Genomic DNA, 22,422 nt, shown 5'->3' with positions numbered 1-22,422 from the left:
CGGCCTTCTTGATTATTCTGCGCATCCATACTATGATGAAGGCTACATTTGTTTTTCGGTAACAGTTCAGCGCTGCCGCCCCTCCGGGCCTCCTGCTTGAACGGTTACATTATTTGAGGTGAGTAGATGAAATGTCCGAAATGTGGTGCTGAGATATCAGATTATGCAAGTCACTGTCCAGCGTGTGGCACGCCGATCGTGAAGATCCGGCCGAAGCGTGTCTGCACGAACTGCGGCGCAGAGGTGCCGGATGATGCGACGGTATGTCCTGGCTGTGGCCGGCCCGTGAAGCGTCGTGAACACCAGCAGCCGCACGGTGCCAATGCAGGCGGCGCGAACGCAGGTGGCGCTGCAGCGATGCATGGCAGCGGCTTTATGGCGCGCATCCGTCAGAGCTGGGTGCGTGATAAGTACGCATGGCTGCAGGCGGTGCTCCCGATCGTACTCGCCTTTCTGTATCATATCAATCTGCTGCAGGATAAGATGTCGTTCAATCTGATGAATACCGCACTGATCTTCGAGGGCCTGATTTTCTTCTTCGGCTATCTCGATGTGAAGGAGATCAGCCAGCGCCCGGAGATGTATGGTGGCGTCGCGTTCAGCAGCCGCTACATGTACCTGAGCTATTTCCTGCCGGTCATGAGCTTTTTCGAGCGACGGCAGCTCCCGGGTATGAAGCGAAACGCGCTCTACCCGATCGTCCACGCCGTGCTCCTCGCGATTTTCGCCATCCTGATGCTCTTTACCTCGGATGAGGTGATGCTCCTCGAGGTCGGCGGCGCACTGTGAGACAAATGACGATTACACGAAACAGGAGGAAGCGTGAGCGAGAACAGGAAGCCGGTGATTGAGCCGGATTTTTATGGGGATTTCCACTGTATCGGTGGGCAATGCTCTTTCACCTGCTGCAAGGAGTGGAAGATCGCGGTTGACCCGGAGACGAAGAAGCGCTGGTGGAAGCTGAGCGTGCCGGAGACGGTGCTGGAAAGCGGTCGTGTGCCGAAGCATGCATGCCGATCAAGCTTAGATAAGGCGCAGTTAAGCCAGTTCGTGATGAAGAAGGATGGCGGTGAGATCATCGAGCTTCTCCCGAATATGCGCTGCCCGTTCCTGGAGGATTCGGAGCTCTGTCGCCTGGTGCTGGATTACGGAGAGGAGTGTCTGTCCGAAACCTGTCATGTATTTCCGCGGGAAACGCATGAATTCGCGGATCGAACGGAGCGGACGCTGGTCAGCTGCTGTCCGGAAATCGTGGATCGTCTGTATGCATTAAAGGAACTGCACTTCACGAATCTCCCGTATCAGGACCGGGCGTTTCTGCTGAAAGGAAAAGATAAACTGTTTCAAATCCGTAACATCATGATGTACTGGCTACAGGATGCGTCGGTTTCGAACGAAGTGAATCTAAAACGTTGTTTGTTCATGCTCCTCGATCTTCTTGAGAAAGAGCAGAAGATGAGGGCGATCGATCCTGGCGAGTGCCTGAAAGAGGCCGATGTAGAGAAGCTGACGGAGATGATTCTCGCGATGCCAAAGGATGCACAGGCGTCGATCGAGGAGCAGAATGCGCTCTTCCTCGATATCACGGAGAACTACCGGAAGGAAGGGCGCTATCAGGGACTGCTGAATCCACTCTATGCGATGGCAGAGCAGCTGAGTCATGAATTTCAGGAAGCGGAGCCTGCGCGGATGGATGAGATCTGCGCATTGCATGCGGAGGTCGTGGTTTCCTATACGTCACTTCTCCGGAATTACCTCGTGGCGGAAGCATTCGCCACTCTGCTGATCCCGGGATGCACGCTGCGGGACATGGTGCTGCAGCTCGAGTGGATGATCATGGAGTATGTGCTGATCGTGCACGCGATGGTGCTGCAGCGCCTGAGCGAAGACGCACCGCTCGCCTATCCGAAGGCGCGGGAGCTGCTCATCCTGATCGCGCGGATGACCGGCTATGACGGCGATGAGATCGAGGAGTATCTCCGCGACAGCTTCGAGAATCCGGTCTGGCCGTGGGGCTACGCGGATTACCTGCTTGCATAGCATATGATTTGAATGCGACTGTACGTGAATAAGCGCATACCGTTGACATCTTAGATCAGGATCGATTCTCGAGAATCGATGGATAAACAATAAAATAAAAATACAAAACAAAGGAGTTTTGACTATGAAGAAGATTGCGATTATCGGTTGTGGTTTCCTCGGAAACATCATCGCAGACGCGATGAAGAAGGGGCTGCTCACGGACTATACGCTGGCGGGTGCGATGAGCCACCAGAAGGCATCGGCCGAGAAGCTCTGTGAGGGTCTCGGTGGTGAGGCGGTGGAGAGCCTCGACGAGCTGCTGGCACTGAAGCCGGATATGGTGATCGAGACCGCGTCGGTGGCGATGGTCCGTGAGGCCTGCATCCCGACCCTCGAGCACGGGGCAGACTTCATCCCGCTTTCCATCGGTGCATTTGCGGATGCTGCGTTCTATCAGAAGGCACAGGAGGCTGCACGTGCGCATGGCGTACACATCTACATCCCGCACGGTGCGGTCGGCGGCTTCGATGTGCTCCAGACCATCGCGCTGATGGCCGAGGCCGGTGACATGGAAATCAAGGCCGGCATCGAGACCCGCAAGGGACCGAAGTCCCTCCAGAACACCCCGGTGTATAAGGAGGAGATGGCCGGCACCGAGGAGGTCGAGGCGTTCTACGGCACCTGTCAGGATGCGATCGCGCTGCTTCCGACGAAGGTCAATGTTGCCGTCGCGCAGTCCCTCGCGACCATCGGACCGGAGAAGGCGACCGCACGGATCACCTCCGTACCGGAATTCATCGGTGATGACCATAAGATTACCGTGGAGACCGAGGGGCTGAAGGCCATCGTGGATATCTATTCCAGCACCTCTGCCATCGCCGGCTGGTCCATCGTGGCGCTGCTGCGCAACCTCAGCAGTCCGGTTTCGTTTTTCTGATCGCGGAGGTCCAGCGTGCGCGCCCGGAACATTGTCCTGCAGGACATGTACCGGGGACGTCGGATGATGCGGTATCGTGATTTGATCGAAGGCCATCGCGCTTTCATTAGGGAGTAAGCTATGAAGAAATTTAGAAAACTTGTATCGATCGATAAGGTGGCGCTGACGGAGACGGGCATCCGGGAGCTGCAGAACTACGCTGAAAGCATCGAACTCGCCCAGGATATTCCGGAGAATGATGAGGAGATCGTCGCGCGGATCGGGGGTGCAGATGCGGTGCTTCTGTCTGCGAATTCACGGCTCGAAGCCGATGTCATGACGCAGGCACCGAACCTTCGCTATGTCGGTATGTGCTGCAGTCTCTACAGTGAGGAGAGTGCCAATGTTGACATCCCATATGCACGTGCGCATGGCATCGAGGTGAAGGGCATCCGTGACTACGGTGATCACGGCGTCGTAGAGTATGTGATCTACCAGCTCGTAAAGCTCCTTCACGGCTATGAAGGCAGAATGTGGAAGTCCGCACCGATGGAAATCACAGGCTTGAAGGTAGGCTTCGTCGGTCTCGGAACCTCCGGTGGTATGACCGCAGATGCCCTTCAGTTCCTGGGTGCGGATATCTCGTATTTCGCACGTGCAGAGAAGCCGGAGCGGACGGCACAGGGGTTCCACTTTAAGGATCTGAAGACCCTGCTTTCCGAGTCCGATGTCATCATCACCGCACTCAATAAGAACGTCATCCTGCTCCATGAGGAAGAGTTCGAGGCACTCGGTAAGGGGAAGATCATGTTCAACACCTCGATCGGACCGGCGGCCGATATGGAGCCGCTCCGGAAGTGGATCGAGGATCCGGAGAACATCTTCTGCTGTGACACGAAGGGCGCGATCGGCGAGATCGCAGATGAGGTCATGGACTATCCGAACGTGTACTGCATGAATGCCAGTGCCGGCATGACCTGCCAGGCCTATGAGCTTCTGAGCCGGAAGGTGCTGGATAACATCCGGAGCGTGCTGGAGGTGTGACGCATTCGCTGACGGGAGGCCAAGGGGTCTGACCCCCGCGGGCATTTTGCCATCACCTTAAGAATTTCGGAAGGGGGTCAGACCCCATTAATTTTCGGCTTTTTCTCTGTCAGGCTTCGTGAATCGCGCGATTCAGAGTGTTCAGAACCTTTTTCTTATCGGCGGACCAGAGCGGTGCGAGGAGCAGTCGCTTTGGTCCGTCGCCGGTTATGCGGTGAATCACGGTGTCGGGTGGCAGGAGCCGGAGGCACTTCACGACCAGTGCACAGTATTCGTCCAGTGAGAGCGTTCGGAAGGGCTCCGCTTCATACATGCGGCCGAGCTCTGTGCCGCGGAGGACGTGAAGGAGCTGAAGCTTGATGCCGTCGAGATGCGGATTCAGTGCGCTGAGATAACGGATGGTCGCAAGCATGTCGTCGTCGGTTTCCCATGGGAAGCCGAGGATGACATGGACGATGACGGTGAAGCCGGCGGCTTTCAGGCGGTGGTAGGCGTTGTCAAAGACGGCGAGCGGATAGCCGCGGTGGATGCGCTCGGCGGTTGTCTCATGGATCGACTGGAGTCCGAGCTCGATCCAGATGTCCTTCCCGGATGCTTCACGAAGTCGCTGCAGCATCGCGAGCATCTCGTCCGGGAGACAGTCGGGACGGGTGCCGAGGGAGAGGGCGACGATTTCCGGCTGTGCGAGGGCTTCCCGATAGAGCGCTTCGAGGCGCTCGACCGGTCCGTAGGTATTCGTATAGGACTGGAAGTACGCGATGTACTTCTGCTCCTCCTCCGCGCGGTTCTTCGGGAGCTTCGCCTCGACACGTGCCTTCGCGAGCCGGAGCTGCTCCTTCAGCGGAAGCAGCGGTGCCGCGAAATCGCCGGACCCACCCTCCGAGCAGAAGATGCAACCGCCATAGGAAAGTGTGCCATCCCGATTCGGGCAGGAGCAGCCGGACTGAAGCGAAAGCTTGTAGACCTTTGTGCCATATTTTTCTTTTAGATATTCGGATAATGTGATGATTTTCATAGGCGTAGTATAGCACAGCATCGCCGACCGTGGGTGACGGAAACCCCGAGGGTAAAACCTCGGGGTTTTCTCATGTGAAAAAACGTTGTAATATATAGGCTGAAAATAATTCTATGAGGAGATTTTGATATGAAAATCACGATGTTGGGTACGGGCAATGCGCTCGTGTCGGAGGTTTACAATACCTGCTATGTACTGACGGATGAGGAGAAGCAGGGGACGGAGAAGTACTTCATGGTGGACGCCGGTGGCGGCGGACAGATCGTGCATCAGCTGAAGTATGCGGGCTTCAACTGGATGGATATGCGGGAAATCTTCCTGACACATAAGCATATCGATCACTTCACCGGTATGATCTGGATGGTGCGTCTCATCACGCAGAACATGAAGTCCGGGAAGTACGAGGGGGAGGCCAATATCTATGGCCACAAGGAAGTCATCGAGCTGCTTGATGATATCTCCCGGAAGCTGCTGCAGCCTGGTCAGGTGAAGTTCATCGGTGACCGCCTGCATCTGATTCCGGTCGAGGATGGCGAGACCCGTGTGATCAATGGGCATAAGGTGACCTTCTTCGATATCGGTTCTACGAAGGCGAAGCAGTTCGGCTATCTCTATGAGATGAGCGAGGGTCGGAAGATCTGCTGCTGTGGTGATGAGCCGTATAACGCTGCGTTCGAGGAGAAGTATGCGAAGGGGGCAGACTGGCTGCTCCATGAGGCGTTCTGCCTCTATGAGGAGCGGGACAGCTTCCATCCGTATGAGAAGCATCACTCGACGGTCAAGGATGCGGCGGAGCTCGCGCAGAGTCTCCAGGTGCCGAATCTACTTCTCTATCATACGGAGGATAAGAACATCGCGCGCCGGAAGGAGCTCTATACGGCAGAGGCGCAGGCGTCGTATACCGGCCACGTCGTGGTACCGGAGGATCTCGAGACCATCGAGCTGTAGAGTTTATGGGGTCTGACCCCATAAACTTCAGTTTAGAATCTGTTTAGAAAAATTTAATGGGGTCAGACCCCATGATCGGCGCTAAAAGGGGGAGAGTTATGGGAACAAATTACGTAGCGTACTGGAAGACGCTGCCATATAAGCTGCTGGTGGGGCTCAAGTGGATCGGATTCGGTGTGCTGACCGGCATCCTCGTCGGGGGTGTGTCGGCGCTGTTTGCGAAGGCTATCGTGCTGGCGACGGGCTTCCGCCTGGCGCATACCTGGATCGTGTTTCTGCTGCCGCTTGCGGGTCTGTTCATCGTCTGGTTCTATCATCGCCTCGGCGCGCGGAAGCCGCGGGGGACGAACCTCGTGCTGGAGGCCATCCGCGAGAGTGAGCGTGTGCCGGTGAAGATGGCACCGCTCATCATCGTGTCGACGGTGCTGACGCATCTCTTCGGTGGTTCAGCCGGACGAGAGGGCGCGGCGCTGCAGGTCGGCGGTTCGCTCGGTCATGGGCTGGGACAGCTGCTGCACTTCCGGAAGGAGGAGCGTCGCCGGACCATCATGTGCGGCATGAGTGCGGCCTTCTCGGCACTGTTCGGAACGCCGCTGGCCGCGACGGTGCTCTCGATGGAGATCAGTACCGTCGGCGTCATGTATTACTCCTCGCTCGTACCATGCGCGGTATCTGCATTGACCGCACACTTCGTGGCGCAGGTGATCAACCCGGGAAGCGAGGCGATGCTGCTTTCGGCGGTACCGGCCTTCTATGTGCGCGACGCCGTCTGCACTGGTCTGTTTGCGTGGGCGTGTGCGCTGGTGTCGATCCTCTTTGCGACGTCGATGCACAGCAGTAAGAAGCTGCTGCAGAAGTACTTCCCGAATGACTACATCCGCGTGGCGGTGTCCGGCGTAATCATCGTCGTGCTGACACTGCTCGTGGGCGACCAGACCTATAACGGTACCGGCTCGAATATCATCGCGAGCTGCATCGAAAATCCGACGTTCAAGCTGGCGTTCTATGCCTTCTTGCTGAAGATTCTGTTCACCTCGGTGACCCTCGGCGGTGGCTTCCAGGGCGGTGAGATCGTGCCGTCGCTCTTCATCGGTGCGACCTTCGGACATGTGGTCGGCAGTTTTACCGGCATGAACCCGGCGCTCTGCTCCGCGATCGGCATGGCCTGCGTCTTCTGCGGCGTGACGAACTGTCCGCTCGCCTCGCTGCTCATCGCGTTTGAGATGTTCGGCTTCGACGCGTCGTCGTACTTCATCCTTGCGATCGCGATCACTTATCTGTTCTCCGGTAACTACGGTATCTACGGCGCGCAGAAAATCCGCTTCAGCAAGTGGGATCCGGCGGAGATCGACGCGAATACGCACTGAGCCGGCGGGTTATGATCGATACAACAATACTTCATGCCGCACGGCGTTGACTCCGGAAATGTCGGGTGCTAAGATGTGGGGCATATGAAAAGACAGGCAAGGGCGCTGAGGATGGTTGTTTCCTCAGCGCTCTTTTTGTATACATAGGTAGAGTCTGTCTGCAGGTACGAGCTGCGCATGCAGTATGCGTTTTAGCGGATCTGCCGGCAGGAGTAACAACATGGTGTATATGCGCAGGTCGTTTTCATAAGAGGAGAGGTACAGGATATGAAGAAGTTTATCAATGTCAGGTTAAAGGGTTCGCAGAATCTGAATTCGATTTATGTGGAGAATGGTATGATCCGTAAGATCATGCTGGGTACGAGCGAGGACAACAGTCTGGGTGGCGAGGACTGTGAGACCATCGATGTCGAGGGACATCTGGTGGTGCCGCCGTATGTCGATCCGCATCTGCATCTCGATTATGTGTTTACAGCAGGTCTCGGCGAGAATAATGGTTCGGGTACGCTGTTTGAGGGTATCCAGCGCTGGAGTGAGTCGAAGGGACACATGACGGTGCCGGAGATGAAGGAGCGGATCTACCGTGGTATCCGGAAGGAGATGCTTCATGGTGTACAGGCGATCCGTACGCACATCGATGTGACGGATCCGAGCTTTACCGGTCTCAAGGCAGCCCTCGAGGTGCGTGAGGAAGTGAAGGATATCCTTGATCTTCAGATCGTGGCGTTTCCGCAGGAGGGCATGTATGCCTACAAGGGCGGCGATGAGCTGGTGGAAGAGGGACTCAAGATGGGCGCAGATTGCGTCGGTGCGATCCCGCACTTCGAGCTGGCCCGCGAGTTCGGCGAGAAGTCGATCCATAAGACCGTCGAGCTGGCACTGAAGTACGACAAGCTGATCGATGTACACTGTGACGAAACGGATGATACGCAGAGCCGCTTCCTGGAGCTGCTCAATGCACTCGTCCTGATGGAGGGGATCGGTACGAAGACGACGGCGAGCCACACCTGCTCCTTCGGTTCGGCGGATAACAGCTACGCCTTCCGTATGATGAAGCTTTTCAAGAAGTCCGGCATCAACTTCATATCCTGCCCGACCGAGAACATCTACCTCGAGGGTCGTCAGGACAGCTATCCGAAGAGGCGAGGCCTCACCCGTGTGAAGGAGCTCCATGATCAGGGGATCAATGTCTGCTTCGCGCAGGATTCGATGTCTGATCTGTGGTATCCGCTCGGAAACGGCAATATGATGATGATCCTCGACCATGGCATCCATATCGCGCAGATGATGTCACCGGAGGAGATTCAGGATGATCTCGATCTCGTAACGACGAATGGTGCGATCACCATGCACATCCAGGATCGATACGGTATCGAGGAAGGAAAGCCGGCGAACTTCATTGTGCTTGACGCAAAGAGTGAGTTCGACGCGATCTGTGAGCGTGCAGACATCCTCGCATCCGTCCGTAAGGGCGAGTACCTTTTCCAGAAGGAACCGGCGAAGGTGATCGGTGCGATCGATCTGCTGAAATAAACAGAATTTAAGGGCAAGGGCGCCGTGAGATGATGAACGTCTCACGGCGCTTTTTTAATACGGAAAAGGATGGACACAATAATGAGTTATGGACTGATAGCAACCCTGATCGTGCTGGTGATCGTCGTCGGCGCGATCGTGACGAAGAAATGTGAGGCGTTCCTCATCGCGGGTTCGATGGTAGGCGCGCTGGTGCTGTGGAAGGGTGCGTTTCTCACGCAGTGGGTGGCGACGCTCGAGGAGGTGATGGCGGATGAGGCGTATGTCATCCTGATCTGCGGACTGTTCGGGAGCCTCGTGGCGCTGCTGACCGCGTCGAAGGGCAGCTTCGGCTTCACGAAGATCGTCACGCGCATCTGCAATTCGGAGCGGAAGACCCTGCTCACGACCTTCGCCCTCGGTATCATCATCTTCGTTGATGATTATCTGAATGTGCTGTCCATCGGGACAGCGATGAAAGGTTCCTATGATAAGAAGAAGGTGCCGAGAGAGGCGCTCGCCTATATCCTCGACAGCACCGGCGCACCAGTGTGCGTGCTGATCCCGTTCTCGTCCTGGGCGGCGTACTTCGGCGCGATCTTCCTGCAGCAGGACTGCGTACAGGCGCTCGGCGCGGGCAGCCTGATCCAGACCTATATGATGACGATTCCGTACTGCGTCTATCCGATCGTGGCACTGCTCATCGTCTTCCTCTTCTGTATGGGCTGGTTCCCGAAGCTTGGGGGAATGAAGACGGCCTACCAGCGGGTGGCTGAAACGGGCAAGACCTACAGCGATGCGAGCCGTAAGTACAATCTCGCGTCCGAGTATGGCGAGGAAGAGGGAAACAACGTATGGTACTTCATCCTGCCGCTCGCGATTCTCGTCGGCATCGCCGTGGTGACGGGTGATCTAGTCGTGGCTGCTGTGATCGCCATCCTCGTCTGCATGGTGATGTACATCGCCGGGAAGATCATGACCTTCTCGGAGTTCTGGGATACCTTCGTAAAAGGCTTCTCGGATATGCTTCCGATCATCATCCTGCTGATCGCCGCACTGACCTTCCAGAAAATCGCGAGTGAGATGCAGATGACCGAGTTCTTCGTCGATGTGTGCAAGCCGATCATGTCCGGCACACTGTTCCCGATGATTACGTTTATCATCGTCGGTCTGCTGGCGTTCATGATCGCCAATGCCTGGGGCGTGTGCACGCTGGTGGCGCCGGTGTTGCTGCCGCTGGGTGCGAGTGTGGGGGCAAACATCATCCTCGTCATGGCCGCGATCCTGTCCGGCTGTGCCTTCGGAAACCACGCCTGCTTCTACTGTGATACGACGGTGCTGGCATCAAATGGTGCCGGCGTCGAGAACCTCGAGCATGCGGCGTCGCAGCTTCCGTATGTACTGATCGGTGCGGCGATTTCGATGATCGGATTCCTGGTGCTTGGCGTTATAATGTAGAGCGTGTTCCATCGACGCAGTACGGTTTATGCAGGTATCGCTGTGACCGCTCAGCTAGGAGCACCTGTCTGAGTGGTCAACTATCAAATGAAAAACCTGTTTTGGGAAAGAATACTGGATATACAGGGAGGCAGAACTATGGAAAAGAAAAAGTTCATCATCACCATCGCGCGTCAGTTCGGCAGTATGGGACGTCCGATCGCGAAACGGATGAGTGAGAAGCTCGGGATCGAGTTTTATGACCGTGATATCGTCGAGGAGGCAGCGAAGAAGCTGAATCTGCCGGTATCGAAGATCAACGAAATCGAGGAGACGGCGCAGAAGAGTGCGAAGACGAACTCCTTCCGCCGGATGATGTTCCCGCTGGGCACCCAGGCGGATGAGATGCAGGATAAGCTCTTCGAGACGCAGAAGAACATCATACAGTTCCTGGCAGAACGGGACTCCTGCATCATCGTCGGACGCTGCGGTGATTTCATCCTCGCGGATGAGCCAAATATCATCCGCATATACATTTACGCCCCGTACGAGGCGCGGCTGGAGCACTGTCTGCATGACCTGAATCTCGACGAGGACACCGCGAAGAAGATGATGAAGTCCGTCGATGAGGCGAGAGACCACTATCACATGCACTATGCAGGATTTCTCCCGAATGACCAGCGCTTCAAGGAAATCATGATCGATAGCAGCATGCTCGGCATCGAGGGCACCGCCGATTACCTCGTAGACGCCGTAATCAAGCGCTTCGAGCTGGATTGACGGCCCGGACGTACCTTAAGAATTTCGTAAGGGGGTCTGACCCCATTAAATTTTTCTAAACAGATTCTAAACTGGAAGTTTATGGGGTCAGACCCCATAAACTTCATCGATTGCAAGCTTGATAGCGCCCATGATGCCCTGGTCGTCGTGGAGGGAGGCCGGGACGATGTAGTGATCGAGATCGGCGAGCTCGTCGGTAAGGACATAGCCGTTTACCATGGATTTCACCTTCTCGCGGATGAGCGGGAAGAGCTGTGCCTGGTGCATGACGCCACCTCCGAGGATGATGATCTGCGGACTCAGGGTCATGATGAGAGTGGTGCAGGCTTCTGCGATGTAGTGTGCTTCGATGTCCCACACCTTCGGATCATCCTTGAGGGTGATGGCTTTCTGCCCCCAGCGCTCTTCGATGGCCGGGCCGGCGGCCATGCCCTCGAAGCAGCTGCCATGGTAAGGGCAGTGGCCTTCATACGTATCGTCCGGGTGCTTCACCACCGGGATGTGTCCGAACTCCGGGTGAAGCATACCGTGTACGAGATGACCACTGGAGAGGATGCCGGCACCGACACCGGTACCGATCGTGATGTAGACGGCATCTGTGAGACCGCGCGCCTGTCCGTAGGTGACCTCGCCGAGGAGAGAGCCGTTGACATCGGTGTCGAAGCCGACTGGAATGCCAAGCGCGCGCTTCAGTATGCCGACGATGTCAACATTGGCCCAGCCCTTCTTCGGGGTCGTCGTGATATAGCCGTAGGTCGGTGAGTTTCGGCGAAGATCAACCGGACCGAAGCTGGCCACACCGAGGGATGCAATCTCCTTGTCGCGGAACCATGCGATAATCGCAGACAGGGTTTCCTCTGGTGTGGTCGTCGGGATGGATGTCTGCTCGAGAATCGTTCCGTTTTCATCGCCGAGCGCACACACCATCTTCGTGCCACCGGCCTCTAAAGCTCCGTAAAGCATAATTTCATATCCTCCTGTTGGATGGGGCAGTCCCCTTATGATCGTCTTAAGAATTCTGTAAGGGGGGGCTGACCCCATTAAATTTTTCTTAACAGATTCTAAACTGGAAGTTTATGGGGTCAGACCCCCTTACGAAAAACTTAAGATAAAGCATCGCTAAAAAACAGAGCCTCCGGATTCCGGAGGCTCTGCGTTTTAAGTGATATGATTTACTCCTCGACAGTAACCTTCGTCATGGTGACGGCGACTACAGGTGCGTCCTGCCAGCCGGTCGGGGTGGAAGCGATGCGGTCGACCTCATCCATGCCGTCGATGACCTTACCGAAAGCAGCATACTGACCATCGAGGTAGGAAGCATCTGCATGCATGATGAAGAACTGGGAACCTGCGGAGTCCGGATCCATCGCACGCGCCATGGAAATCACACCACGCTTGTGCTGAAGATCGTTCTTTACGCCGTTGGAGGAGAACTCACCCTTGATATTCCAGCCTGGGCCGCCGGTACCGTTGCCCTCCGGATCACCGCCCTGGATCATGAAACCAGGAATGATGCGGTGGAAGGTCAGACCATCATAAAAGCCCTGCTTTACGAGCTTCACGAAATTCTCTACCGTGATCGGTGCGATCTCAGGATACAGCTCGAGCTTGATATCCTTGTCGTCGTCCATATGAATCGTTACGATTGGATTAGCCATAATTGAAAACCTCTTTTCATTGATTTATCTCTATGGATTCTACCAGTAAAACGCAGGCAGAACAATAGAAAAAGGGAGATTCGCTGATTACAGTTTCGGACTGTTTTAGCCCATCATAAATTTCTCAGTACAATAATACATACTCTATTCCGAAAACAGGTGCAGATGCACCTCATTTCGGAATAGGCGCACACAAATCAAAGTTCGGATAAAGACCAGCTTCTCAAATCAGATCGCTGAATTCGGCGTGTACAGAAAGACGATTCACATGATCCAAACGCAATCATCGAATACGAAGGAAAAGTTGTTGAGAAAACCGGTGATATTGTCGTAAATAACGACAATGCTATACAGGCCACAAATGGATCTAAAGTTACAGTAACGGGTAATGTTACTGCCAATGGAGAATATTCGGCTGTTTATAATAGCGCTTCTGAAGTTACAGTAAAAGGAAATGTTACGAGTGATGCGCAGCAGCCTAGTGGTATGATAAAATGTGCAGTTGGTACTGATAAAGGCGGTAAAACTGAAATCACTGGTGATGTGATATCGGGCGGTTCTGGAGTAAGAAGCTCAGGGAATTCTTCAGTTAATGTACATGGATCAATTAAATCAGAAGAATATGGTATTGACAGTTCGAATTCGTCAATCAAGGTAGATGGAAATGTTACATCGAAATCTACAGGTGTTTATGGTGAAAATTCTTCTATATCGGTAAAGGGAACAGTTTCTTCGACAATTAATGGTGTAAATGTAACAAAAAATCACGGCGATGAAGATGACGTTGTTAATATCGAGAAAGGAATAAAGGTTACCGGAAAACCTGCTGAGGGTCAAAGAATAAATATTGAAGCATTAACTGTTAATAAAGAAAAATCAAAAGGAAAGCTGAATGTCAAGGTTAACGGCGATGTTGAATCTAGGACATCTGCGGACGATGATAGTATAAGGGTATCTGGAAGTGGTATTGTTATCACGAATCGTTCCGGAGAAGCTTCTGTCGAAGTTAATGGTAATGTAAGTGCCTATGGAGATAATAAGAAAAGAGATAATTCTTATGTCTCAGGTATCTGGATTATTGGTGAAGGAGATAAAACACAAAGTACGGATGTAACTGTCAATGGCGATGTTACTGCAATTTCGAATGGCTGATCTGATGCTGTTAATATTAATCAAACGGAAAAAAATTCAAATGTGACAGTAAATGGTAATGTTACTGCTACCTCTCAAAAATGGGGAACAGGCATCTCATTACAATATGCATATGAAGGGTCGGAATCAAACACGAATGTTAACGGAGATGTCAGAGGTTCTGCATATGGCTTAAAGCTGCTGGGCATTGATGGTAAAGCGAATGTAACAGTAAACGGAACTTTATCGGGTGGAGAAGCGGCTATCATTATATCGAAAGCTACGGATACAGAGTTCGATGATAATGATAATGTGACAACCAATACATATGGTGATAAACGTAGTGGCGATATCACAGTCTGGAAGGTGACGAGTGATACGGATACGATTGTACGTGGCGTGGATTACAAAACCGATTATACGAACGAAGATTTTAAGGAAGAAAATACAGCAAATGATAAGGCTGCAGAAGAACTTTTAAAGAACATCAACTACATCATTCGTACAGACAAGGTCGATAATGGTACGATCAAGCTTTCTAACACGCGTCTGATTTCCGGTTTCGATACAGCACGTGAGACCGAGGAGATTACCATTAAAGTACAGGCAAGTGATGGATACAAGGTTGATTCTGTAAAGAATGGTGATGCGGTATTACGTAAAAATTCTGACGGAACATATACATTGACCGTTCCGAGAGGTGGTGGAGTTCAGCTGAGTGCAGTATTATCTGCGATTCAGAAATCTGAGAGCTCATCTTCAGGTTCCTCGGGATCTTCCAGCAGTAGTCGCCCAGGTGTGACTTCTACTAATGTACAGACAATCCCGTCTGCCAGTGGTGCAACTGTAGCAACAACGACTTCTGATTCAAACGGCACGCATAATACAAATGCAGTTGTAAAAATCGCAGATAAGCAGGCAACTGTAAGTACTTCGGAACAGACCGGTAATGGTAACAGCATCATCATCCGTAACGTCAACGGTGATGTCGCAGGTGCAACGTTTACAGGCGTTGGAACGGTTTCTGCAGATGGCAAGAGCATTGCCACGGCAGATGGTCAGGTACATGCAGTGACACAGGCTCCGATGCTTGTGATTAAAACCGGTGATCAGTCTGTAGGATGTTTCGTAGATCTTACAACCGGTGCACCGCTTGCAACCGGAAAGACAGAAGTTTATTATCAGCTCGGTGCTGACGGCCAGATGTATGCACACTGGGTAAATCCGATGGGCTTCTTCTATACCGGAACCGTCGTGATGAACGGTCACACCATTGAATTTAACGAACAGGGTGTCATGATCGATGTCCGTTAAAAGTGAATAGACCGAAGCGTCTCTGATTATAACAAGCTAAGGGATGTAATAGTGAAATAGAGTAAGCTGTCGTACGACCAGATTGTATAATCCGGAACGTGCGGCATCTTTTCTCAGAAAATGAGAGGATCATCAAGGTGAATACGTAGCAGTATAGGGAGTGTCCCTCGGAGTACTGTGCTTCTGTTGCCGGCCCTCCTGGGACATTCCCAAAAGACTAAAAGGGCACTGCCAAAGCACTCGGATTTTCGCCATCCCATCTTGTAGCGACGTGCCGGTTTGTGGTATAGTATACCGAGTGAGCCTTCGGGGCACGCATTATTAAGAAAAAGAGGTACCATAGACTATGGCAGACGAGATCAAGATCGAGGAAGCAAAGGAAGAGAAGATCCCTTCCATGGATGATTTCAAGGAGGAGCTTGAGGCATCGTTCAAGCAGCATGCAAATGCGAAGCGCGTGGACATGAGCAAGTGGGAGAAGATCCTCGATGACTTCCAGAACAAGACCAGCTTCGAGGTAGAGGTAAACGAAGCTGTGAAGAGCGGTGTGACCGCAAGCGTGGATGGCCTGAGAGCATTCATCCCGGCATCGAAGCTTTCACTCGGCTTCGTAAAGGATGAGGAGCTGAAGGACTGGGTAGGCAAGAAGCTGACTGTCCGTGTCATCACGGCTGAGCCAGAGAACAACAAGCTGGTTCTTTCTGCACGTGATGTTCTCCGTGATGAGCAGGAGAAGGTAAGAGCAGAGAAGGCAGCTGCGATCCAGACAGGTCTCGTAACCGAGGGTACGGTTGAGACTGTAAAGGACTATGGTGCATTTATCGATCTCGGAGATGGCGTGACCGGTCTTCTGCACGTTTCTCAGATTTCCAACAAGAGAGTGAAGTCTCCGGCAGATGTGCTGAAGGAAGGCCAGACCGTAAAGGTTCAGGTTATCGGCGTCAAGGATGGTAAGATTTCCCTTTCCATGAAGGCACTCGAGGCTGAGAAGCAGGAGCGTAAGGAGAAGCAGGAGCGCGAGGATTTCCGTGCAAACTATAAGGAGTCCGGTGCAGCAACCTCTTCCTTCGCAGAGATCATGAAGAAGAGCGGCATCAAGTTCTGATGATGCAGACAGCTTGATTTTTCATCAGTCACGTATTCGAAAGGATGCGTGGCTGATTTTTTATGATTTATGCTTTCTATTTCAGTGCATATGGGTATAATAGCGGAACAGGAATGAATGCATGATGATTTTGTTAAAGAGAGGAAACAGATGGAGTATACAGCGAAGGAAGTGACGGCGGAGGAGCTCGAGCAGTGGCCACGGGAGAGCTATCACCTGGTTGATGTGCGGAGAGAAGAGGATTTTCAGACGGGCAAGATGCCGGATGCGCTTCGGGTGGATCTCGACCGTATCGCCGAGGGGAACCACAGCATCCCGAAGGATAAGCGTGTCGTACTGTACTGTAAGTATGGTGACCTCTCCCTGACGGCAGCCGAGGACCTGTGCGCGCAGGGCTATGAGGCCTACAGCCTCGCCGGCGGCTACGGTAAGTGGGTGCTCCGCCAGATCCAGAAGGACATGGATTCCGAGCAGCGCCGCGACGACATCGAGAAGTCCCTCCGCAAGAAGTTCAAGCGGAACCTTTTCGGCATGTTCGTGAAGGCCATCTGCGATTATCAGCTCGTCGAGCCGGGCGACCGCATCGCGGTCTGCATCTCCGGCGGCAAGGACTCGATGCTCATGGCGAAGCTCTTTCAGGAACTGAAGCGCCATAACAAGATTCCGTTCGAGCTCGTGTTCCTCTGCATGGACCCGGGCTATAACGAAGCGAACCGTAAGGTCATCGAACGGAACGCGGATCTTCTCGGCATCCCGCTCACGATCTTCGAAACGAACATCTTCGACTCTGTCTACAACATCCCGAAGTCCCCGTGCTACGTCTGCGCCCGCATGCGCCGCGGCTACCTCTATAAGGAAGCCCAGCGCCTCGGCTGCAACAAGATCGCACTCGGCCACCACTTCGACGACGTCATCGAGACCGTCCTCATGGGCATGCTCTACGCCGGACAGTACGAGGCGATGATGCCGAAGCTCCACTCCACGAACTTCCCGGGCATGCAGCTGATCCGCCCGCTTTACCTTATCCGTGAGGCGGAAATCAAGCACTGGCGTGACTACAACAGCCTGAACTTCATCCAGTGCGCCTGCCACTTCACCGAGACCTGCGCGACCTGCCATACCGACGGTCAGACCAGCTCGAAGCGTCTCGAGACGAAGAAGCTGATCGAGAAGCTGAAGGAAACGAATCCGTACGTCGAGCGGAACATCTTCAGCGCGATGGAAAACGTCAGCCTGAACAAGATCCTCGGCTACAAGCGTCAGCACGTGAAGCACAGCTTCCTCGAGTGGTACGAGGATGAGGACGACCTGAAGATCGGCGTCATGAACGAGGAGGAGATCGCCCACGAGGATGAGCTTCGCCGCCAGCAGGAGCGGGAGAAGGAGAAGGCCCGCATCGACTCCCAGCCGAAGTCTGAGCAGGCGCGCCGGAATGCGGAGGAGAATCGTCGCAACGCGCAGTTCCGTAAACTGGAAGGAGCGAGACCGGATGGAAACGCATAGTACAGGGCCAATGCCTACATCAGATCACACGCCGTCCGGATTTCACCCGACCGCAGCGCCTGCGGACGCGACACCGCGCAGTGCACCCGCAGAGGCCGACAGCATTGGCCGGACCAGCGAACCGACGATGGAGAACTGCCGGCTCTGTCCGCGCCAGTGCGGCGTGAACCGGAACGCGGGGCAGAAGGGCGTCTGCGGCGTCGGCTCCGAGCTCTATATCGCGCGGGCGGCACTCCACTACTGGGAGGAGCCGTGCATCTCCGGCAAGGAAGGCAGCGGCGCGGTGTTCTTCTCCGGCTGCACCCTGAAGTGCGTGTTCTGCCAGAACTATGAGCTGAGCCACCAGGAGGTCGGAAAGTGCGTCAGCCTCGAGCGACTCGCGGAGATATTCTTCGAGCTGGAGGCGCAGGGCGCGAACAACATCAACCTCGTGACCCCGGACCACTACATCCCGCTCATCGCGCAGGCCATGGAGCGGAGTCGCGTGCAGGGACTGAAGATCCCCTTCGTCATCAACTGCTCCGGCTATGAAACGACCGAGCTGATCCGCCGCCTGGACGGCCTCGCGGACATCTACCTCGACGACTTCAAGTACATGGACAGCGCGAAGGCACAGAAGTATTCCGGTGCCGGAGACTACCCGGAACGCGCGCAGGAAAGCCTCGCCGAGATGGTGCGCCAGTGCCCGGAGCCTGTCTTCGACGAACGCGGCATGATGCAGAAGGGCGTCATCGTCCGCCACCTCCTCATGCCGTCGATGGTCCATAACGCAGAACGCGTCGTCGACTACGTGTATGACCGCTACGGCGACCAGGTCTACCTCAGCCTCATGCACCAGTTCACCCCCTTCCCGCGCCTCGAAAAGTGGCCGGAGATCAACCGCCGCGTCACCCGCCGTGAGTACGAACGCCTCATCGACTACGCCCTCGAAAAAGGCGTCACCAACGCCTTCATCCAGGAAGGCAGCGTCGCGAAAGAGAGCTTCGTCCCAAAATGGGATGCAGAGGGTGTCTAGAAGAGATGTCGGGTGCTGTGCACCCGATTTAGTACGTAATCCTATAGGGAAACTAGGAAATCTTGTTGCGGAAGCGAATCCGCTGGGCTATAATCAAAGCTGCTGATATCCGGCACCATCTGACCGGACATCAGCAGCTTTTCATATATTCCCGTATGCCCTGTGGAGGCGACACAGTCGTACGGTGATCATGTTCTACATGAATAGAATGCACGCCCCGCACCCCGGGGCTCTTATGGAGGAATGAATATGGCAGATTTACTGAATGTCAAGAATCTTCAGGTGAAGGTCGAGGAGAAGGAGATTCTCCACGGCGTCGATCTGACAGTGAATAGAGGTGAGACCCATGTCCTGATGGGACCGAACGGTGCCGGTAAGTCCACCCTTGGAAACGCACTGATGGGCAACCCGCAGTACCAGATCGTCGGCGGACAGATCCTGTTCAACGGCCAGGACATCACGACGGAGCCGACTGATAAGAGAGCAAAGCTCGGTATGTTCCTGTCCTTCCAGAACCCGCTCGAGGTGCCGGGCATCACCCTCGGTAACTTCATCCGCTCGGCTCTGCAGCAGAGAACCGGCAAGCACATCCGCCTCTGGGACTTCAAGAAGGAGATGAAGAAGGCGATGGAGGTCCTCGATATGGATCCGAGCTATGCCGATCGTGATCTCAATGTCGGCTTCTCCGGCGGTGAGAAGAAGAAGGCAGAGATCCTGCAGCTCCTCATGCTGAAGCCGTCCCTCGCGATCCTCGACGAGACCGATTCCGGCCTCGACGTCGATGCGGTTCGTACTGTAAGTAAGGGTGTCGAGGAGTACCAGAAGTCCATGGACGGTGCCCTCATCATCATCACCCACTCCACGAGAATCCTCGAGTCCCTGAAGGTCGATAAGACGCACGTTCTCGTCAGCGGCCAGATGAAGGCCGAGGGCGACGCATCGATGGTCGACCGCATCAACGAGAACGGCTTCGTGGATTTCCTGAACAAGTAAGCGTGGAGGACAGCATCTATGGCAAATAAGGAAAAGGCAGAGGTTCAGGACATCAACCGCTCCATGTATGATTTCCGTTACGAAGAGAAGGATACGGATTTCTACAAGATCCAGGAGGGGCTGACGAAGGATATCGTCCTCGAGATCTCTGAGAAGAAGGGAGACCCGGCGTGGATGCGGGACTTCCGTTTAAAGTCACTTGAAATTTATAATCAGAAAAAGGTTCCACAGTGGGGCCCAAGCATCGACGGCCTCGATATGAACAACATCGTGACCTACGTAAAGCCGAAGACGAAGATGACCGCGGACTGGGAAGAGGTTCCGGAGGACATCAAAAACACCTTCGAGAAGCTCGGTATCCCGCAGGCCGAGCGTGAGTCACTCGCCGGCGTCGGCGCACAGTACGACTCTGAGCTCGTCTACCATAACCTCCAGAAGGAGGTCGAGGAGCAGGGCGTCGTGTATACCGACATCGAGTCGGCCCTGCACGGTCCGTATGCGGACATGATCCGTGATCACTTCATGCACCTCGTACCGCCGACGGATCATAAGTTCGCGGCACTCCATGGTGCGGTCTGGTCCGGCGGCTCCTTCGTCTATATCCCGAAGGGCGTCTCCGTCGAGATCCCGCTGCAGTCCTACTTCCGTCTGAACGCCCCGGGCGCCGGACAGTTCGAGCATACCCTGATCATCGTGGATGAGGGGGCACAGCTCCACTTCATCGAGGGCTGCTCTGCACCGAAGTACAACATCGCGAACCTGCATGCCGGCTGCGTCGAGCTCTATGTCGGTAAGAACGCGAAGCTTCGCTACTCGACCATCGAGAACTGGTCGAAGAATATGTATAACCTGAACACGAAGCGTGCCATCGTCGAAGAGGGCGGCACGATGGAGTGGGTATCCGGATCCTTCGGCTCCCATGTTTCCTACCTCTATCCGATGACCATCCTGAAGGGCGACAACTCCCATATGGAGTTCACCGGCGTTACCTTCGCCGGAAAGGGCCAGAACCTCGATACCGGTGCGAAGGTCGTCCATACTGGAAAGAATACCAGCTCCTACATCAACACCCGTTCCATCAGTAAGGATGGCGGTATCAGCACCTATCGTTCCTCCGTCGTCATCAACAACTCGGCGAAGCACGCGAAGGCGGCGGTTTCCTGCCAGTCCCTGATGCTCGACGACATCTCCCGTTCCGACACCATCCCGGCGATGGATGTCCGCACCCAGGATGCCGACGTCGGACACGAGGCGAAGATCGGACGTATCTCCGACGATGCCGTATTCTATCTGATGTCCCGTGGTCTCTCCGAGGAGGACGCACGTGCGCTGATCGTTTCCGGCTTCGCAGACAGTGTTTCGAAGGAGCTCCCGCTCGAGTATGCCGTTGAGATGAACAACCTCATCCGTCTCGAGATGAAGGGCGCGATCGGTTAAGGAGGGCAGAGATGAAGGAAAATCAGCTTTTAGTAAATGTTCTGCCGTCACCGACCTATAACTGGCTCCGGATGAACGACGCAGATGTGAAGGTACCGGGTGATACGGTCGAAGGAAATCCGATGGTGACCCGGACAGCCGATGTGACCGCAACGGTGACGGATTATACAGAGATCCAGGATATCGCCGGCGGTATGGGCTATGACTTCGATACCTATATGAAGCATTCGGACGCGGATGTTCTGAAGCTTCAGATCGGCCGTCAGCAGAAGGCCGCACAGCCGGTGCATATCGAGTTCGAGTATAAAAAGGACTGTGCAGACGTCAATACCGTCTACATTGACGCAGACGAAGGAAGTGACCTCGTCGTCGTGATGGATTTCCGCTCCGCCGCAGAGGCCGCCGGCTTCGCAGCCGTACAGACGAAGATTCATGTGGCGAAGGACGCCCACGTACTGCTTGTGCAGATCCAGCGGCTCGGCCAGGGCTTCCGCTTCCTGAACGATGTGGCCGCGAAGACCGAGGAGAATGCCGGCTTCGAGCAGATCGAGCTCATCCTCGGCGGCGCAGACACCTACCAGGGCTCCCGTACCGACCTCGTCGGTGCACACAGTACCCTGAAGACCGATATCGGCTATCTCCTGAAGCAGCAGGAGCATCTCGATATGAACTACATCGCGAACCACATCGGCCGGAAGACCGAGTGCGCGATCGATGTGAAGGGCGTGCTTCGCGATGAGGCACATAAGCTCTTCCGTGGCACGATCGACCTCCGGAGAGGCGCGAAGGGTGCCCTCGGAAACGAGCTCGAGGATGTGCTGCTGATGAATGACAACGTAATCAACCAGACGATTCCGGTCATCCTCTGTGACGAGGAGGACGTCGAGGGTAACCATGGTGCGACCATCGGCCGGATCGATGAGGCCCTGCTGTTCTACCTCGAGTCGAGAGGTATGACAGAGGCCGAGGTCTACGAGATGATGGCCGGTGCCCGGATCGATTCGGTGATCCATAAGATTCCGGATGCCGTGACACGTGACCGTGTGTTCGAGGAACTCAAGGGCCATAAGGAGACCAGCTATGAAAAGTCAAGCATAGATTAGCAGAAAATTACCTTTTTTATCAGTGGCTATAAAAGGGTAACTCTAACAGAGCTCCCCAAAGGGTGCTTTTCAAAATCTACTATGATCTCGAGTTAGAACTTACTCAAGATTGAATGCCACAT

The 22,422-nt window shown here is 54.4% G+C and carries 20 protein-coding genes; 17 read left to right on the top strand and 3 right to left on the bottom strand.

Annotation, left to right across the window (positions count from 1 at the left end; all coding sequences use genetic code 11):
* The first annotated feature begins 126 nt into the window (after nt 1-126).
* From ACTQ52_RS07555 to ACTQ52_RS07540, 4 genes are all read left to right on the top strand, one after another.
* A complete protein-coding gene (locus ACTQ52_RS07555; RefSeq protein WP_441982239.1) occupies nt 127-789 on the top strand; it encodes a zinc ribbon domain-containing protein in 663 nt (220 codons plus the stop codon).
* Between the two features lie 33 nt (nt 790-822).
* The gene (gene fliB, locus ACTQ52_RS07550) at nt 823-2,040 is read left to right on the top strand and encodes a flagellin lysine-N-methylase (RefSeq protein ID WP_441982238.1); all 1,218 of its coding nucleotides are present in this window, start codon (nt 823-825) and stop codon (nt 2,038-2,040) included.
* Between the two features lie 124 nt (nt 2,041-2,164).
* Nucleotides 2,165-2,959: an aspartate dehydrogenase domain-containing protein gene (locus tag ACTQ52_RS07545; RefSeq protein ID WP_441982237.1), complete on the top strand. Its 795-nt coding sequence runs from the start codon at nt 2,165-2,167 to the stop codon at nt 2,957-2,959.
* A gap of 120 nt (nt 2,960-3,079) precedes the next feature.
* Entirely contained in the window at nt 3,080-3,982 is a 903-nt protein-coding gene (locus ACTQ52_RS07540) for an NAD(P)-dependent oxidoreductase (RefSeq protein WP_441982236.1), read from the top strand.
* Nucleotides 3,983-4,091: 109 nt separating this feature from the next.
* On the opposite strand, the gene ACTQ52_RS07535 is transcribed toward ACTQ52_RS07540, so the two are convergent.
* Nucleotides 4,092-4,997, bottom strand: a complete 906-nt coding sequence (locus ACTQ52_RS07535; protein WP_441982235.1) for a TIGR01212 family radical SAM protein — start codon at nt 4,995-4,997, stop codon at nt 4,092-4,094.
* 129 nt (nt 4,998-5,126) lie between these two features.
* Between ACTQ52_RS07535 and ACTQ52_RS07530 the strand changes: the two genes are divergently transcribed.
* The 5 genes from ACTQ52_RS07530 to ACTQ52_RS07510 all read left to right on the top strand — a co-directional run bounded on the left by ACTQ52_RS07530 (nt 5,127) and on the right by ACTQ52_RS07510 (nt 11,041).
* Nucleotides 5,127-5,945 carry an MBL fold metallo-hydrolase gene (locus tag ACTQ52_RS07530; RefSeq protein ID WP_441982234.1) on the top strand — a complete coding sequence of 273 codons (819 nt, stop codon included), beginning with the start codon at nt 5,127-5,129 and terminating at the stop codon, nt 5,943-5,945.
* Nucleotides 5,946-6,043: 98 nt separating this feature from the next.
* Nucleotides 6,044-7,312, top strand: coding sequence for a chloride channel protein (locus ACTQ52_RS07525; RefSeq protein ID WP_441982233.1), 1,269 nt, complete (start codon nt 6,044-6,046; stop codon nt 7,310-7,312).
* A gap of 267 nt (nt 7,313-7,579) precedes the next feature.
* Nucleotides 7,580-8,845, top strand: a complete 1,266-nt coding sequence (gene codA / locus ACTQ52_RS07520) for a cytosine deaminase (RefSeq protein WP_441982232.1) — start codon at nt 7,580-7,582, stop codon at nt 8,843-8,845.
* 81 nt (nt 8,846-8,926) lie between these two features.
* Nucleotides 8,927-10,282: a Na+/H+ antiporter NhaC family protein gene (locus tag ACTQ52_RS07515; protein WP_441982231.1), complete on the top strand. Its 1,356-nt coding sequence runs from the start codon at nt 8,927-8,929 to the stop codon at nt 10,280-10,282.
* Between the two features lie 138 nt (nt 10,283-10,420).
* Nucleotides 10,421-11,041 (top strand): AAA family ATPase, encoded by a 621-nt coding sequence (locus ACTQ52_RS07510; protein WP_441982230.1) that lies wholly within the window; start codon nt 10,421-10,423, stop codon nt 11,039-11,041.
* Between the two features lie 87 nt (nt 11,042-11,128).
* On the opposite strand, the gene ACTQ52_RS07505 is transcribed toward ACTQ52_RS07510, so the two are convergent.
* Both ACTQ52_RS07505 and ACTQ52_RS07500 read right to left on the bottom strand, forming a co-directional pair.
* Nucleotides 11,129-12,004, bottom strand: coding sequence for an ROK family protein (locus ACTQ52_RS07505; protein ID WP_441982229.1), 876 nt, complete (start codon nt 12,002-12,004; stop codon nt 11,129-11,131).
* A 209-nt stretch (nt 12,005-12,213) separates the two neighbouring features.
* Complete coding sequence (locus tag ACTQ52_RS07500) at nt 12,214-12,699, bottom strand: peptidylprolyl isomerase (RefSeq protein WP_410043454.1); 486 nt, start codon at nt 12,697-12,699, stop codon at nt 12,214-12,216.
* Between the two features lie 486 nt (nt 12,700-13,185).
* Here ACTQ52_RS07500 and ACTQ52_RS07495 point away from each other — a divergent pair, with 486 nt between their 5' ends.
* The 8 genes from ACTQ52_RS07495 to ACTQ52_RS07460 all read left to right on the top strand — a co-directional run bounded on the left by ACTQ52_RS07495 (nt 13,186) and on the right by ACTQ52_RS07460 (nt 22,300).
* Entirely contained in the window at nt 13,186-13,851 is a 666-nt protein-coding gene (locus ACTQ52_RS07495) for a hypothetical protein (RefSeq protein WP_441982228.1), read from the top strand.
* A gap of 42 nt (nt 13,852-13,893) precedes the next feature.
* Nucleotides 13,894-15,144, top strand: a complete 1,251-nt coding sequence (locus tag ACTQ52_RS07490) for a hypothetical protein (protein WP_441982227.1) — start codon at nt 13,894-13,896, stop codon at nt 15,142-15,144.
* 346 nt (nt 15,145-15,490) lie between these two features.
* Nucleotides 15,491-16,249: a S1 RNA-binding domain-containing protein gene (locus ACTQ52_RS07485; RefSeq protein WP_441982226.1), complete on the top strand. Its 759-nt coding sequence runs from the start codon at nt 15,491-15,493 to the stop codon at nt 16,247-16,249.
* A 150-nt stretch (nt 16,250-16,399) separates the two neighbouring features.
* Complete coding sequence (locus ACTQ52_RS07480) at nt 16,400-17,752, top strand: ATP-binding protein (RefSeq protein ID WP_441982225.1); 1,353 nt, start codon at nt 16,400-16,402, stop codon at nt 17,750-17,752.
* A gap of 127 nt (nt 17,753-17,879) precedes the next feature.
* Nucleotides 17,880-18,767 carry a radical SAM protein gene (locus ACTQ52_RS07475; protein WP_441982297.1) on the top strand — a complete coding sequence of 296 codons (888 nt, stop codon included), beginning with the start codon at nt 17,880-17,882 and terminating at the stop codon, nt 18,765-18,767.
* Between the two features lie 249 nt (nt 18,768-19,016).
* The gene (sufC, locus tag ACTQ52_RS07470; protein WP_441226341.1) at nt 19,017-19,760 is read left to right on the top strand and encodes a Fe-S cluster assembly ATPase SufC; all 744 of its coding nucleotides are present in this window, start codon (nt 19,017-19,019) and stop codon (nt 19,758-19,760) included.
* Between the two features lie 18 nt (nt 19,761-19,778).
* Nucleotides 19,779-21,197 carry a Fe-S cluster assembly protein SufB gene (gene sufB, locus ACTQ52_RS07465; RefSeq protein WP_410043458.1) on the top strand — a complete coding sequence of 473 codons (1,419 nt, stop codon included), beginning with the start codon at nt 19,779-19,781 and terminating at the stop codon, nt 21,195-21,197.
* An 11-nt stretch (nt 21,198-21,208) separates the two neighbouring features.
* Entirely contained in the window at nt 21,209-22,300 is a 1,092-nt protein-coding gene (locus ACTQ52_RS07460) for a SufB/SufD family protein (protein WP_441982224.1), read from the top strand.
* Nucleotides 22,301-22,422: the final 122 nt, after the last annotated feature.

This window comes from Oribacterium sp. Sow4_G1_1 (genome assembly GCF_052116105.1).
Taxonomy (GTDB): Bacteria; Bacillota; Clostridia; order Lachnospirales; family Lachnospiraceae; genus Oribacterium.
This window is presented reverse-complemented; position numbering and strand designations above follow the sequence as displayed.